This is a genomic window from Aquibium pacificum (genome assembly GCF_040839445.1).
Lineage (GTDB): Bacteria > Pseudomonadota > Alphaproteobacteria > Rhizobiales > Rhizobiaceae > Aquibium > Aquibium pacificus.
On sequence record NZ_JBDPGJ010000002.1, the window covers coordinates 243,149 to 256,325 of the forward strand.

Sequence of the window (13,177 nt, forward strand, 5' to 3'; positions counted from 1 at the left end):
CTAGCTGCCTTCCCGGGACCGCTCGCGCGTCGGGCTCGCTGCATGGTCGAGGTTGAGTGCCGTACCGGCCAGCGTCAGATGCGACAGCGCCTGCGGGAAATTGCCCAACTGGGTCTTCGTGCGCGGATCGTACTCCTCAGCCAGGAGGCCCAGATCGTTGCGCAGCGAGAGCAGATGCTCGAAAAGCCTCTTCGCATCGCCATATCTTCCCTGCAGGATGTAGTTGTCGGCCATCCAGAAGCTGCAGGCGAGGAACACGCCCTCTCCGGGCGGCAACCCGTCGTCGGTGTGCTCGGTCCTGTAGCGAAGGACGAGCCCGTCGACCGCCAGTTCCTTCTCGATCGCCCGGACAGTGCCGGCGACCCGCGGGTCGTCGGCCGGCAGGAAGCCCACCAGCGGTATGAGGAGCGTGGAAGAATCCAGTTCCTTCGAGCCGTAGGACTGTACGAAAGCGCCGCGCTGCGCATCGAAGCCCCGTTCGCATACCTGCGCGCGGATCTCGTCCCTGATGCGCGACCATTGCCCGACGGGACCTTCGAGGCCGAAACCCTCGATCGCCTTGACGGCGCGGTCGAATGCGACCCAGGCCATGACCTTCGAGTGGACGAAGTGGCGCGGGCCGCCGCGCACTTCCCAGATCCCCTCGTCGGGCTGGTTCCAGATCTCTTCCAGATAGCTGACGAGGGAAGTCTGCAGGGTCCAGTCGGCCTCGCGCAGCGTGAAGTTCGAGCGGCGGGCGTGGTGCATGACGTCCATCACCTCGCCGAAGACGTCGATCTGGCGCTGCCGGAAGGCGTCGTTGCCGATGCGCACCGGCCGTGCGCCGTTGAAGCCGGCGAGGTGATCGGCTTCCCGCTCGCCCAGCCAGTTTTCGCCCGCGACGCCATAGACCGGCTGCACCTGATGCGAGGATCCAGCGACGGCCCGCAGCAGCCAGTCGGTCCAGGCCTCGGCCTCCTGGCGATAGCCGGCCGACATCATCATCAGGAGCACGAAGGTCGCGTCGCGCAGCCAGCAGTAGCGATAATCCCAGTTGCGCGAGCCGCCCGCCTGTTCGGGAAGCGAGGTGGTCGGGGCCGCGATGATACCGCCCGTGCGGCCGTAGATCAGCGCCTTGATGGTGATCAGCGAGCGCCTGACCGGCTCCCCCCACGCCCCCTGATAAGCGCAGCATTTGCACCATTCGTCCCAGAACCGTTCCGTCGCCTGCATGGCGGACGCGGCATCGGGCAGATCCCGCGGCGGCTCGAAAGAGGGGCCATAGGCGAGGACGAAGTCGAGCCGCTGTCCCTCGCAGACGGAAAACCTCCCAATGGCGGAGTGATCGTCGATGGCGAAATCGACCGTGCTTCTCAGCACGGCGGCGTGCGGACCCGAGATCGCCTTCATGTCGCCGGACGCTTCCTTGCGCAGCCATGGCGCGCGCGCGCCGTAGCCGAACCGCAGGCACAGGTTCATGCCGACGGGAACCGTGCCGCGGATGCCCTCGACGATGCGAACGAGCGCCGGCATTTCCTGGTTGACCGGCATGAAATCGATGATGCGGATCGCGCCGCTCGCGGTTTCCAGCGTCGTCTCCAGAATGGGCGTGTCGCCCCTGTACCGGCGGCTGCGCAACGTGACGGGCGCATCGGGCACGATCGACCAGCAGCCGTTGCCGGGATTGCCCAGCAGCGCGGCGAAGCAGGCTTCGGAGTCGAAGCGGGGCCAGCACAGCCAGTCGATCGAGGCATCGCGGCCGACGAGTGCGGCCGTCTCGCCATTGCCGATTAGTCCATAGTCCTCGATGCGCATCGGTTTCACGGATGACAGACCCGAGGCCCAGTGTCGACCACGCTTGTCACGACCTGCGGCTGATCGCACCTTGGAGGAGCATTCCGGCGGCGAGGCCGAGGCCGATCGCGGCTACGGCGGCCGTCGTGCGTGAACCGCGTTCCGAAACGGCGATGGCGGAGCCGCTCGCCTCGGCACCGAAGGAGCCCCGGGTGCGGTGGAGCGCAGTGACCGGGCCGAACAGGTTGTCGGGCCTTTCCGGCACGACGGGCCTGTCGGTCGCCTGTCCCTCATAGGCGTTGCGCGCGAGGTAGCGGTCGACGAACCAGGGGGCTAGCGCATTGCCGAGGATGACCTCGATGGTGCTCTTGCCGATCCAGAGCTCGCGGCACCGGCCGTGGGCGGCCTTGTGGATTTCGGCCGCGATGACCTCCGGCTGGACGACCGGCGGCACTGGTCGCGGCTCGTGGTCCATATGCGTGCGCGCCCAGTCGAACTGCGGGGTGTTGACCGCCGGCAGGTGCGCCATGACCAAGTGGACGGCGCTGCCGTCGTGAATGAGCTCCGTGCGCAGGGAATCGGTGAAGCCGCGGATCGCGTGCTTGGCGCCGCAATAGGCGGCCTGGAGCGGGATGCCGCGATAGGCGAGCGCAGACCCAACCTGAAGGATGGTGCCCCGGTTGCGGGCCGACATGTGCCTGAGCGCCGCCATCGTGCCGTGGACGAAGCCGAGATAGGTCACCTCCGTGACCCGCCGGAATTCCTCCGGCGTTATCTTCGCCACGGGCGAGAAAACCGTCGCCATGGCGTTGTTGATCCAGATGTCGATGCCGCCGAACCGCTCGACTGCCTCGTCCGCCGCCGCGAAGAGTGCTGCTGCGTCTGCGACGTCGGCGGCGATGGCGATCGCCTCGCTTCCGAGATCCTCAATCTCCGAAAGGGTTTCCTTGAGCGCGGCGGGGTCCCGCGCGATCAGGACGAGCCGCGCGCCAGTCCTGGCGAAGCGCCGGGCGGTGGCGCGGCCGACACCGGCGGTGGCGCCGGTGATGACGACAACCTCCGCCGGACCGTACTTCTCGGATCGGGGCATCTCTTGCCTCTCGGGGTGAGTTTTCTCTTGGCCCGTTTGCCGCCGGTGAGCGAACCTGCGCCAGCGTACGCGCCTCGGAGATAACAGGTGAAATCCCGGCCGGTTCCGGCCAAATCCCGTCTAGACTTTCAGCGTGCTCGCAACGGGATTGACGAGCGGGAAGCGAACCTCGAAATCGAGGCCACCCTCCCCTTTCAACCTGTGCTCTCCCTCCAGCTGGCGTACGAAGCTGTCGATGAGCCGCATGCCGAGGCCGGACCTCTCACGCGGCTCGCCGAAGCCGACTCCATCGTCGAGGATGGCAAGGCGTATGTCGTCGCCGTCGGTATCCAGCCTGATCGTGATCGTTCCCTTGGCGTTGCCGGGAAAGGCGTGCTTGAGCGAGTTCGAGACGACTTCCGTGACAAGAAGACCGACCACCATGGACCGCTCAGGGTCGAGCGCGAGCGACTTCATGTCGAAGCGCAACTCGCTGACGCCGTCGAAGGACGAGCGCACGCCTTCGGCAATGTTGCGGATGTAGTGATCGAGCTTGATGGCCTCGAGGCGGTCGGAGCGGTAGATCTGTTCGTGGACGGCGGCCATGGCGGCGATGCGGCCGGCCAGATCCCGCTTGGAATCCGGCGGCAGCGGTTGCAGCCTGATGAGCGAGGTGACCGTCTGGAGGTTGTTCTTGACGCGATGGTGGACTTCGCGGAGCAGGAGCCGGTTCTGCGCCAGCGCATCCTCCAGCTCCTCGCGGCGACGGCTGTCGTGGGAAAGAAGACGGAATACCCAGCCCGCAAACCCGGCAAGACCGAGGAAGATCGGAACCGCGCCGAAGCCGATCCTGAACATCCGCATACGGAAATCGCTCAAGACGGTTTCGGTCGAGACCGCCGCGACGGCCACAAGGGGTGCGCCCGCCACGCGGTAATAGCCTACAAGCCGCGACGCGCCGTCGGCCGGCGACGCTTCCGAACGGTAGGTGCCTGACGGAGCTTCGGGAAGATAGTGCGTGAAGAGGACATGGTCGCTCAGGCTGATCGAGCGCTCCAGCGACGGGAACCGCGTGACGACCCAGCCGTCGTCGCCGACGATGCTCGCGGACGAATCGCGGCCGAGGTTCAGGGACACCCAGAAATCGGCGATGAGATCGGAGGGGACGACGATCGCCGCGATGCCGGCGAACTCCCCGTCCCTGACGAGGCGTCGTCCGATGACGAAGCTCTGGTGGTTCGTCGCCCGGTCGACGAGCAGCCTCGATATGACGAAATTCTCCCCGCCGCGCAGTGCCTGAAAATACTCGCGGTCCCCGATCTCTACCTCGTCCTCCGTGGGAGCGGTCGACAGAAGCTCGTGGCCGGTGCGGTCGAAGACGCGAACCACGACATTGGCCGGCAATCCGGCTACGGCATTGTCCATGTCGCCGAGCTCGGCCGAACCCAGGAGTTCGGGCCGGAAGCCGATCGTATCGTCGATGCGGCCCAGAGATTGCCGGCTGGCTTCGACTATCCACTGGAAGTGCGCGGCGATCGTCTTGGCCGCCGCCGCCGCACGCTGTTCGCCCTGGTCGAGCGTGTCGCGGTATCCCTGCCACACGAACAGGCCGCTGATGAAAATGACGAAGAGGAAAAGCGCAAGCGCAAGCCCGAGCGCCGCCAGCGGCGTCCTCATTCTCATGGCACCTCGTCCGATCCTGCTTATTCGAATCGGGAAGGTAGTGCCTTTCATCGACGGTTTGAAGCCGTTACGTCCTTCCACTCGCGGCGCACCCTTTCCGATGCCCGCGAGAACCCGTGCGGCCACTGCCTAACGGTGATTCGCGTGAACCTTTGCCCCCACAGCGAGTTCTGTCGAGGACAGACAACGATCGAGCCGAGCGGCCCGCAATCGGCCGCCCGGCGAGAAAACCGGAGGTTCTCATGCCTGCCAAATCCAAGTCCCAGCAGAAGGCGGCCGGGGCCGCGCTTGCCGCGAAGCGCGGCGACATCAAGAAGAGGGAGCTCAAGGGCGCGTCCAAGAGCATGGAGAAATCCATGACCGAGAAGGAACTCCATGACATGGCCTCGACCAAGCGCAAGGGAAAGCCGGAGCACAAGTCGGACTCCTGACGACCGCGAGACCGCGTCTTTCCGACTGAACAAGTCTTGGAATGGGATAACAGATGCAGACGACAGCGACGAAGAGCCTGGAGCCGTTTCGCGGCACGGTGAACGTGATGTTCCGCGATGCCATGATCGCGTCGACGGACCGGGCCATCGTGGTCAAGGAGCCTGGCAGGGCGTCACTCTATTACATTCCCTTCGACCACATCTATTTCGAGTTCCTCAAGCAATCGCCGACCACACGGAAGCTGGAGGAGGGCGAGGCGCGGTTCTGGAACGTCAGCGCGGTCGGAGAATCGGCCGACGACGTCATGTGGGCCTTTGATGCGCCCGCCGTGGACTACGGCCTCCTGCGCTCCCACGGCGCCTTCGATTCAGACAAGGTTACTGTCGAGGCGATCGAAGAGCCCGATACGGAACACCGCGTCCACTGGCCGCGCTGAAGTCCCGCCCTGCCCACATTTCGCCCGCCGCTGCCCGGCACTACTGGTGCCGCGCGCGCAGCCAGCGCAGGACGGTCGATTCGTCCTCGTCGAGACCCTGAAGGGGCTTTCGCGTGCGGCGGCGGATTTCGGCGATTTCTTCCGACAGCCTGCCCTGTTCCCAGCTCTCGATGACGATCGGGTGGATGTAGCACCGGCGGCAGACGGCGCGCGTGTTGCGCAGCCGCGCCGCCACCTTGTCGATCACCTCGTTGGTCGTTCGGGTCAGTTCGCGTTTGGTCGACGGATGTTCCTTCTGCGCGAACATGTCGGCGGCGTAAATGGTTGCCGACCACGTGCGGAAGTGCTTCGAGCTGAAATCCGGCCCGGCCGTCTCGTGGATGTACCGGTTGACGTCGTGCGAGTGGACGGGCCGCCGCGTGCCCTCCTCGTCGAGATACTGGAACAGGTGCTGACCCGGCAGTTCCTCGATGGCACCGACGATGCGCGCGATGCGCCTGTCGGTAAGCTGCAGCTTCCATTCCTGGCCCGACTTGCCGACGAATGAAAAGCGGATGCGCTGGCCCTCGACCTCCACGTGACGGCTGCGCAAGGTCGTCAGGCCGAAGCTCTTGTTGTCGCGCGTGTAGGCGTCGTTGCCGATACGGATCAGCGTGTTGTCGAGCAGCCAGACGATGGAGGCGAGAACGCGCTCGCGCGGGGTACCGCGCCGGCGCAGGTCCTGGTCCACGCGCTCCCTGATCCTGGGCAGGGCGCCGGCGAAATCGACCAGCGAGGAGAACTTCGCCTCGTCGCGACAGGCCGTCCACCCCGGATGGTAGCGGTACTGCTTGCGCCCTTTCTGGTCGCGGCCAGTCGCCTGAATGTGCCCCGCAGGGTCCGGCGAGATCCACACGTCGGTCCAGGCCGGCGGAATGGCGAGCGACTTGATGCGGGCGATTGCGTCCAGGTCCCCCAGCCGCCGCCCCTCGGGCGTGAAAAAGGTAAAACCCTTGCCGACGCGACGGCGGCGGATGCCCGGCTCGATGTTGCTGACATAGGCGAGGTCCGCCCGCGCAGCCGACAGTTCGCGCGCGGCGCTGGCGGTGGGTACCGTATCCATCCTGCGCAGGTCAGTATCCCCCGATGATCGGCAGGATCTCGCCGGTGATGTAGCTGGAGCAGTGGGACGAGGCGAAGAAGACGTAAGCCGGCGCGATCTCCTCCGGCTGGGCTGGGCGCTTCATCTTCGTCCCGGCGCCGAACTGTTCGACCTGCTCGGGCGGGCGTTCGGACGGGTTAAGCGGCGTCCAGACGGGACCGGGCGCGACGGCGTTGACGCGGATGCCGCGCGGCAGAAGGTTGGACGACAGCGCCTTGGTGAAAGCGTGGATGCCGCCCTTGGTCATGGAATAGTCGATGAGTTCCTTGCTGCCGTCGATGCCGGTTATCGAGCCGGTGTTGATGATCGTCGAACCGGACGTCATGTGCTCGACGGCGGCCTTCGCCATGTGGAAATAGCCGTAGAGATTGGTCTTGAGGGTCGTGTCGAAATGCTCTTCCGTGAGATCGCCGAGGTCGGAGGCGTGGTACTGGAAGGCGGCGTTGTTGACGAGGATGTCGAGATTGCCGAACTCGCGCACCGCCTTCTCGACCGCCTGCCGGCAGAAATCCGCCTCCGTCACGTCGCCGGCGATGAGGAGGCAGCGGCGGCCCTCGTCGACCACGGCCAGCCGCGTCTCCTCCGCGTCGTCGTCCTCGCTCAGATAGACGATAGCGACATCTGCGCCCTCGCGCGCGAAGAGGACGGCCACGGCGCGGCCGATCCCCGAATCGCCGCCGGTGATGAGCGCGACCTTTCCTTCCAGCTTCTTCGATCCGAGATAATAAGGCGCGTCATACATGGGCGCCGGGTCGAGCGCGGCTTCGTCGCCGGGCTTGGGCTGGTGCTGCCTGGGAAAGGGCGGCACCGGATACTCCCGTGCACCGACCTGCACGGCGCCATTCGAAGAGGAGTTGCCGCGGTCGGCGTCCGCCTTGTCCACCTGACGCTGGATCGAGCGCTGCCTGGAGACTTCGTCGGCTGCGTCCTTGCGAAATTCGCCATCGGCCATGTTGTATTTTCCTCTCGTCTCCCGGCAAGGAAACTCCAGCCGTCGTGATCGTTCGTCTCCGAGGAACAGAAATCGTTTTGGGCGATGCTTGTTCCCGAAGGGCATCCGGAGAGACGGAGACGCCCGACGGTGGCCGGCACCAGCGGTCGAGTGGCGGAGAAGAGAAAGAAACTTCATGAGCAACGCGTTCGATGCGAGATTCTACGACCGTCACGTCGCGGACGTCGCGCAGCGTCTGATCGGCGCCGCGCTTTCACTCGACGGCGTGGGCGGGATGATCGTGGAGACGGAGGCCTACGACCGGGACGATCCCGCCTCGCACAGCTTTGCCGGGGCGACCGCGCGCAACGCCGCGATGTTCGGTCCGGCCGGGCACGCCTATGTCTACCGCTCCTACGGGCTGCACTGGTGTTTCAACATCGTGTGCCGCCCGGGCGCGGCCGTGCTCGTACGGGCGCTGGAGCCGGTGAGCGGCATCCCCGCGATGATCCGCAGACGCGGCATGGAGGATCTGCGCTCGCTCTGCTCCGGACCGGGGAAATTGTGCCAGGCTCTCGCGATCGGCGGCGAGCACAACGGGCTGCCGCTCGCGCACGGATCGCTGCGACTCGAACTTCCCGACAGGCCGTGCGAGGTGACGGCGGGAACGCGGATCGGCATCAGCAAGGCCAGGGATCACAACTGGCGCTTCGGCCTCGCCGGGTCGAAATTCGTAAGCAGGGCCTTTCCGACGACGCGCTAGCGGGTCAGGAACGAGAGCGCGCCTGCCGACGACCTCGGATGCGGGAAGCCACCGCCGCGGTTAGCATCGCGGCCACGCCGCTGATGGAGGGTCATCGTCGTCAGGGGGCGACCGCGCCGTCTTGCCATGCATCTGGCGCTCCAAGCCTATAGGAGATGCCGCGGGCCGCCTGTCATCCCTTCACGTCCGTCTCCGGGCGTGCGTCCCCAGAGGCCTGCTCCTCGTGCCAGGTGCCGCTCTCGTCCTGGTATTCGATCGCCGCGTTCTCACCGGCCAGGCGATGTTCGGCAGCGGCACCTCGGGCTGCTTCCGCGGCTTCGTCGTGGGAGGGATACGTCTCGGAAAAGACGTCGCCGACCTTGTACGCCCAGGCGCCATCGTGCTCGACGACTTCGTAGGTGATGCGCGTCATGTCGCTTGTTCCTCGTAGGTTGCAGTTGCCACCGGAACAGGATGAGGCGACGATTGTTCCTGCGTAGGCGTTCAGGAACAATGCACGTCCGGCGTCGTTACCGGCGGTGAAAGGGATTCGGCCGTGGCAGCAAGAGCAGTCTGGAAGGGGTATCTCCAGGTCGCCGAACTCAGTTGCGGCGTCGCGCTCTATGCGGCGGCCTCCACGTCCGAGCGCGTCTCCTTCAACATCCTCAACCGCAAGACCGGGCACCGGGTGCAGCGCCAGTACGTCGACGAACAGACCGGCAAGCCGGTCGAACGCGACGACCAGGTGAAGGGCTACGAGGTGGCCGACAACCAGTACATCGTGCTGGAGCCGGAGGAGATCGCCGAGGCCGTTCCGCAGGGCGACAAGACGCTGAGCGTGGACACCTTCCTCAGCTGTCCGAACATCGATACCGTCTACTTCGACAAGCCCTATTACGTCGCGCCGGCCGACGAGGCGGCGGAGCAGGCCTTCGCCGTCATCCGCGAAGGCATGCGGGCGAAGAACGTCGCCGCGCTGGCGCGCGCGGTGCTGTTCCGCCGGGTGCGCACCGTGCTGTTGCGCGCCCAGGGACCGGGACTGATCGCGAACACGCTGAACTTCGACTACGAGGTGCGGTCGGCGCGGGAGGCCTTCTCCGACATCCCGGAGATGAAGATCAAGGGCGAGATGCTCGATCTCGCGAAGTACATCATCAATACCAAGAAGGGCGAGTTCAAGCCGGACGAATACGACGACCGTTACGACGCGGCGCTCGCCGAACTGGTAAAGGCGAAGATGGAGGGCCGCGAGATCAAGGCGCCCGAACGCAAGCCCCAGGGCAAGGTGATTGACCTGATGGAGGCGCTGCGCCAGAGCGCGGCGGCGACGGACGCGGGCGGCAAGAAGAGCGGCGGCAAGAAAGCCTCCTCCTCGAAGCGTTCCGCGAAGGGTGGCCAGGCCGAGCAGCGCAAGAAGGCAAGCTGATCCATGGCGCTCGAGACCTACAATCAGAAGCGCAACTTCGAACGAACCTCCGAGCCCAAAGGCGCCGCGAAGGCATCCAAAGGCGGCAACAGGTTCGTGATCCAGAAGCACGACGCGACGCGGCTGCACTACGATTTCCGGCTGGAGATGAACGGCGTGCTGGTGAGCTGGGCCGTGACGCGGGGCCCCAGCCTCGTGCCGGGCGACAAGCGTCTCGCGGTGCAGACCGAGGACCATCCGCTCGAATACGGAGACTTCGAAGGGACCATCCCGAAGGGCGAGTATGGCGGCGGCACCGTGCTGTTGTGGGATCGCGGGACGTGGAGCCCGGTCGGCGACCTGAAGAAGGGCCTCGTCAAGGGCCACCTCGAATTCGAGCTTTCGGGCGAAAAACTGCACGGGCGCTGGCACCTGGTCCGGATGGCCAAGCGCGGGCGCGAAAAGCGCGACAACTGGCTGCTGATCAAGAGCGACGACGAATTCGCGCGTGAGGAGGACGACACCGACATCCTGGAAGAGGCGCCGAGATCGGTGAAGACCGGCCGCGACATTCCCGAGATCGCGCAGGAGGCGCCGGGGTGGTCCTCGAAGACGGGGAGGATCGACAAGACGACCGCGAAGGCGGCCCCGAAGGCCAAACCGGCGAAGAAGGCAGGATCGAAACCCACCACCGCTGCAAAGAAGGCGGAAGTATCTGCTGAACCTTCCGCGACGAGCTTTCCGAAAGGCAGCCGCAAGGCCGAGCCGCCGGGCTTCGTCGAGCCGCAACTCGCCACTCTGCGGCCCGAGGCCCCGGCCGGGGCGCGCTGGATTCACGAGATAAAGTTCGATGGGTACCGCCTGCAGGCGCACCTCGCAGACGGCAAGATCAAGCTCCTGACCCGCAGCGGCCTCGACTGGACCGACAAGTTCGGAACCGCGGTGGCCGATGCCTTTGCCGGGCTGTCGGCCTCGCAAGCCGTCATCGATGGCGAACTGGTGGTGGAGGCCGGCGGAGGCGCATCGGACTTCTCCTCCCTGCAGGCCGATCTCTCGGAGGGCCGAGCCGACCGCTTCGTGTTCTATGCCTTCGACCTCCTCTACCTCGACGGGCACGACCTGCGCGGGGCGGCGCTGATCGACCGCAAGGAGACGCTGGCAAGGCTGATCTCCGGCGCACCGCAGAGCCTGCGCTACAGCGATCATTTCGAGGAAGACGGCGAGATGATCCTGCGGCATGCCTGCCGCCTCAGCCTCGAAGGCGTGGTCTCGAAGCTTCGTGACGGAAAATACCGCTCGGGCCGCGGCCGGGACTGGATCAAGTCGAAATGTTCGGAACGGCAGGAGTTCGTGATCGCCGGCTACGTGCCGTCGACCACCTCGGACACGGCCATCGGCTCGCTGGTGCTCGGTCACTATGACGGCGACAGGCTCGTCCATGCCGGGCGCGTCGGCACCGGCTTCTCGCGCAAGGTGGCCGAGGACCTGTTCCGCAAGCTCGACGAGATCCGGCGCGACAAGTCGCCTTTCGATGCGCCGCTCGACGCAGTCTCCAAACGGGGCGTGAAGTTCGTCGAGCCGCAGCTCGTCGCGGAGGTCGAGTTCCGGGCCTGGACCGCCGACGGGATCCTGCGCCATGCCTCGTTCCGAGGCCTGCGCGAGGACAAGCCACCGACGGAGATCGTGCGCGAAGAGAAGGCTTCCTCCAAGGAAAAGCTGCCGCGCTGGACGGTGAAGCTGACGCATCCCGACCGCATCTACTGGAAGGATGCCGGGGTGACGAAGGAGGGGCTGGCCGAGTACTACAGCCAGGCCTGGAGGTTCATGGCGCCGCTGGTCGTCAACCGGCCGCTGGCGCTGCTGCGCTGCCCGAACGGCTATGACGGGCAGAGCTTCTTCCAGAAACATGCGTGGAAGGGGATGAGTTCGAACATCCTCACCGTCCACGACCCCAAGGACAAGTCCGGCCAGCCGATCGTGGCGATCGACGGGTTCGATGGGCTGATCGGGCTCGTGCAGGGCGGCGTGCTCGAAATCCATCCGTGGCAGGCCTCGCTGCACGACCTTGAGCGACCGGACCAGATCGTCATGGACCTCGATCCCGGCGACGGCGTGGAGTGGCAGGCAGTCATCGAGGCGGCGAACGAGGTGCGGGAGCGGATGGAGGTCGAAGGCTTCGCCTGCTTCCTCAAGACCTCGGGAGGCAAGGGCCTGCACGTGGTGAGCCCGGTCAAGCCCTCGGCGGGATGGGACGAGCTAAAATCTTTCGCCAAAGGCATCGCCGACGCGATGGCGGGCGACAGTCCAGACCGATTCGTGGCCACCGTCACCAAGTCGAAGCGGCGCGGCAAGATCCTGATCGACTACCTGCGCAACGGGCGGGGAGCGACCGCAGTGGCGCCCTATTCCACCCGCGCACGCGCCGGCGCGCCGGTGTCGATGCCGCTGGCGTGGGAAGAGCTTTCCGGAGAGATCGGGCCGGCCTACTTCACAGTGCCCAATGCACCGGCGCGGCTCGCCAACCTGGGGACCGATCCGTGGGAGGATTTCCGCAAGGCGGAAGTGCCGCTCGGCAAGAGCCCGCCGAAGCGAAAGCGGAAGAAGGCGGCCTGATCAGGGCGTTGCCTTGCGCTTGCCCTTCTCGGACTCGACGCTCTTCTTCAGCGCGTCCATGATCGAGACGACGTTGCTCGGCGTCTCCTGCGGCTCGGCCTTCGCGGAGCCCTTTTTCGCCTTCGCGGGCTTCTTCTTCTTTTTCGCCTCGATGATCTCGAGAAGCTTGTCCTGGACCGGATCCTCCACCATCGAGGGGTCCCAGTCCTTCGTACGCTCCTCGATCAGCTTCCCGACCAGCCGCATCAGCTTCTGGTCCGGCTTGTCGCGGTCGATGTCGGCGAAATAGTCCTTCGCATCGCGGACTTCGTCGCCGTAGCGCAGCGTCCAGGCGAGGATTCCTTTGCCGCAGGGTTCGAGCATGACCGCGCGCTCGCGCCGGAAGAGCACCACGCGCGAGATGCCCACCATGTCCGTCGACTGCATGGCGTCACGGATGACCGAGAAGGCCTCCTCGCCGACCTTGTCGTCGGGCGTCACGTAGTAGGGCTTGTCCTGCCAGATCCAGCCGATGGAATCGCGCGGGACGAAGGTCTCGATGTCGATCGTGTGGGTGCTTTCCAGCGCGACGGCGTCGAGTTCGTCCTCTTCCATGACGATGAAGCTGTCCTCGCCGGTGGGATAACCCTTGACCTGGTCCTCGTCGGGCACCGGCTTGCCCGTGTCGGCATCGACGTACTGGTTGCGGACGCGATTGCCGGTCTTGCGGTTGATGGAGTGAAAGCGGACCTTCTCGGCCTCGCTGGTGGCCGGAGTCATCGCCACCGGGCAGGTGACGAGCGACAGCTTCAGGTAGCCCTTCCAGAAATTGCGCGGAGCCATGCTCTTCCCGCCTTTTCGAACCGACAGGAACGCCGCATCGGGCCGGCTTGTTCCGCAAGCGACGAAGGGAGGGATGCGGACCCCGCCGCGCCAGACGCTCCTGTCTGACCGTCCTCAACTCCGAGCCGCG

The 13,177-nt window shown here is 65.7% G+C and carries 12 protein-coding genes; 5 read left to right on the forward strand and 7 right to left on the reverse strand.

All coding sequences use genetic code 11. From position 1 onward, the window contains the following. The 3 genes from ABGN05_RS07475 to ABGN05_RS07485 form a co-directional block, all read right to left on the reverse strand. Positions 1-1,863 (reverse strand): glycoside hydrolase family 15 protein, encoded by a 1,863-nt coding sequence (locus ABGN05_RS07475; protein ID WP_367953386.1) that lies wholly within the window; start codon positions 1,861-1,863, stop codon positions 1-3. Further along, positions 1,841-2,863 (reverse strand): SDR family oxidoreductase, encoded by a 1,023-nt coding sequence (locus ABGN05_RS07480; RefSeq protein WP_367953387.1) that lies wholly within the window; start codon positions 2,861-2,863, stop codon positions 1,841-1,843. The genes ABGN05_RS07475 and ABGN05_RS07480 overlap by 23 nt, the downstream gene beginning before the upstream one ends. A gap of 120 nt (positions 2,864-2,983) precedes the next feature. Continuing rightward, complete coding sequence (locus ABGN05_RS07485) at positions 2,984-4,525, reverse strand: sensor histidine kinase (RefSeq protein ID WP_367953388.1); 1,542 nt, start codon at positions 4,523-4,525, stop codon at positions 2,984-2,986. A gap of 242 nt (positions 4,526-4,767) precedes the next feature. Between ABGN05_RS07485 and ABGN05_RS07490 the strand changes: the two genes are divergently transcribed. Together ABGN05_RS07490 and ABGN05_RS07495 are read left to right on the forward strand one after the other, a co-directional pair. Further along, positions 4,768-4,956, forward strand: a complete 189-nt coding sequence (locus tag ABGN05_RS07490; RefSeq protein ID WP_367953389.1) for a DUF3008 family protein — start codon at positions 4,768-4,770, stop codon at positions 4,954-4,956. Positions 4,957-5,009: 53 nt separating this feature from the next. After that, positions 5,010-5,393, forward strand: a complete 384-nt coding sequence (locus ABGN05_RS07495) for a DUF427 domain-containing protein (RefSeq protein ID WP_367953390.1) — start codon at positions 5,010-5,012, stop codon at positions 5,391-5,393. 40 nt (positions 5,394-5,433) lie between these two features. Here the strand turns inward: ABGN05_RS07495 and ABGN05_RS07500 are convergent, their stop codons facing one another. Together ABGN05_RS07500 and ABGN05_RS07505 are read right to left on the reverse strand one after the other, a co-directional pair. Continuing rightward, a complete protein-coding gene (locus ABGN05_RS07500; RefSeq protein ID WP_367953391.1) occupies positions 5,434-6,495 on the reverse strand; it encodes a DNA topoisomerase IB in 1,062 nt (353 codons plus the stop codon). Between the two features lie 10 nt (positions 6,496-6,505). After that, positions 6,506-7,486: an SDR family oxidoreductase gene (locus tag ABGN05_RS07505; RefSeq protein ID WP_367953392.1), complete on the reverse strand. Its 981-nt coding sequence runs from the start codon at positions 7,484-7,486 to the stop codon at positions 6,506-6,508. Between the two features lie 175 nt (positions 7,487-7,661). On the opposite strand from ABGN05_RS07505, the gene ABGN05_RS07510 reads away from it, so the two are divergent. Beyond that, on the forward strand, positions 7,662-8,228 hold the full coding sequence (locus ABGN05_RS07510) for a DNA-3-methyladenine glycosylase (RefSeq protein ID WP_367953393.1): 567 nt from the start codon (positions 7,662-7,664) through the stop codon (positions 8,226-8,228). Between the two features lie 172 nt (positions 8,229-8,400). Here ABGN05_RS07510 and ABGN05_RS07515 read toward each other — a convergent pair whose 3' ends face one another. Further along, complete coding sequence (locus ABGN05_RS07515; protein ID WP_367953394.1) at positions 8,401-8,640, reverse strand: DUF2188 domain-containing protein; 240 nt, start codon at positions 8,638-8,640, stop codon at positions 8,401-8,403. 123 nt (positions 8,641-8,763) lie between these two features. Here ABGN05_RS07515 and ku (ABGN05_RS07520) point away from each other — a divergent pair, with 123 nt between their 5' ends. Both ku (ABGN05_RS07520) and ligD read left to right on the forward strand, forming a co-directional pair. Continuing rightward, on the forward strand, positions 8,764-9,633 hold the full coding sequence (gene ku / locus ABGN05_RS07520; protein ID WP_367953395.1) for a non-homologous end joining protein Ku: 870 nt from the start codon (positions 8,764-8,766) through the stop codon (positions 9,631-9,633). Positions 9,634-9,636: 3 nt separating this feature from the next. Then, the gene (gene ligD / locus ABGN05_RS07525; protein WP_367953396.1) at positions 9,637-12,225 is read left to right on the forward strand and encodes a DNA ligase D; all 2,589 of its coding nucleotides are present in this window, start codon (positions 9,637-9,639) and stop codon (positions 12,223-12,225) included. Here the strand turns inward: ligD and ku (ABGN05_RS07530) are convergent, their stop codons facing one another. Further along, positions 12,226-13,047, reverse strand: a complete 822-nt coding sequence (gene ku, locus ABGN05_RS07530; RefSeq protein WP_367953397.1) for a non-homologous end joining protein Ku — start codon at positions 13,045-13,047, stop codon at positions 12,226-12,228. Between the last annotated feature and the right edge of the window lie 130 nt (positions 13,048-13,177).

Coding starts and splice junctions, on each gene's coding strand:
- ABGN05_RS07480 (WP_367953387.1), bottom strand. CDS start 2,863: ATGCCCCGATCCGAGAAGTACGGTCCGGCGGAGGTTGTCGTCATCACC.
- ABGN05_RS07485 (WP_367953388.1), bottom strand. CDS start 4,525: ATGAGAATGAGGACGCCGCTGGCGGCGCTCGGGCTTGCGCTTGCGCTT.
- ABGN05_RS07490 (WP_367953389.1), top strand. CDS start 4,768: ATGCCTGCCAAATCCAAGTCCCAGCAGAAGGCGGCCGGGGCCGCGCTT.
- ABGN05_RS07495 (WP_367953390.1), top strand. CDS start 5,010: ATGCAGACGACAGCGACGAAGAGCCTGGAGCCGTTTCGCGGCACGGTG.
- ABGN05_RS07500 (WP_367953391.1), bottom strand. CDS start 6,495: ATGGATACGGTACCCACCGCCAGCGCCGCGCGCGAACTGTCGGCTGCG.
- ABGN05_RS07505 (WP_367953392.1), bottom strand. CDS start 7,486: ATGGCCGATGGCGAATTTCGCAAGGACGCAGCCGACGAAGTCTCCAGG.
- ABGN05_RS07510 (WP_367953393.1), top strand. CDS start 7,662: ATGAGCAACGCGTTCGATGCGAGATTCTACGACCGTCACGTCGCGGAC.
- ABGN05_RS07515 (WP_367953394.1), bottom strand. CDS start 8,640: ATGACGCGCATCACCTACGAAGTCGTCGAGCACGATGGCGCCTGGGCG.
- ligD (WP_367953396.1), top strand. CDS start 9,637: ATGGCGCTCGAGACCTACAATCAGAAGCGCAACTTCGAACGAACCTCC.
- ku (WP_367953397.1), bottom strand. CDS start 13,047: ATGGCTCCGCGCAATTTCTGGAAGGGCTACCTGAAGCTGTCGCTCGTC.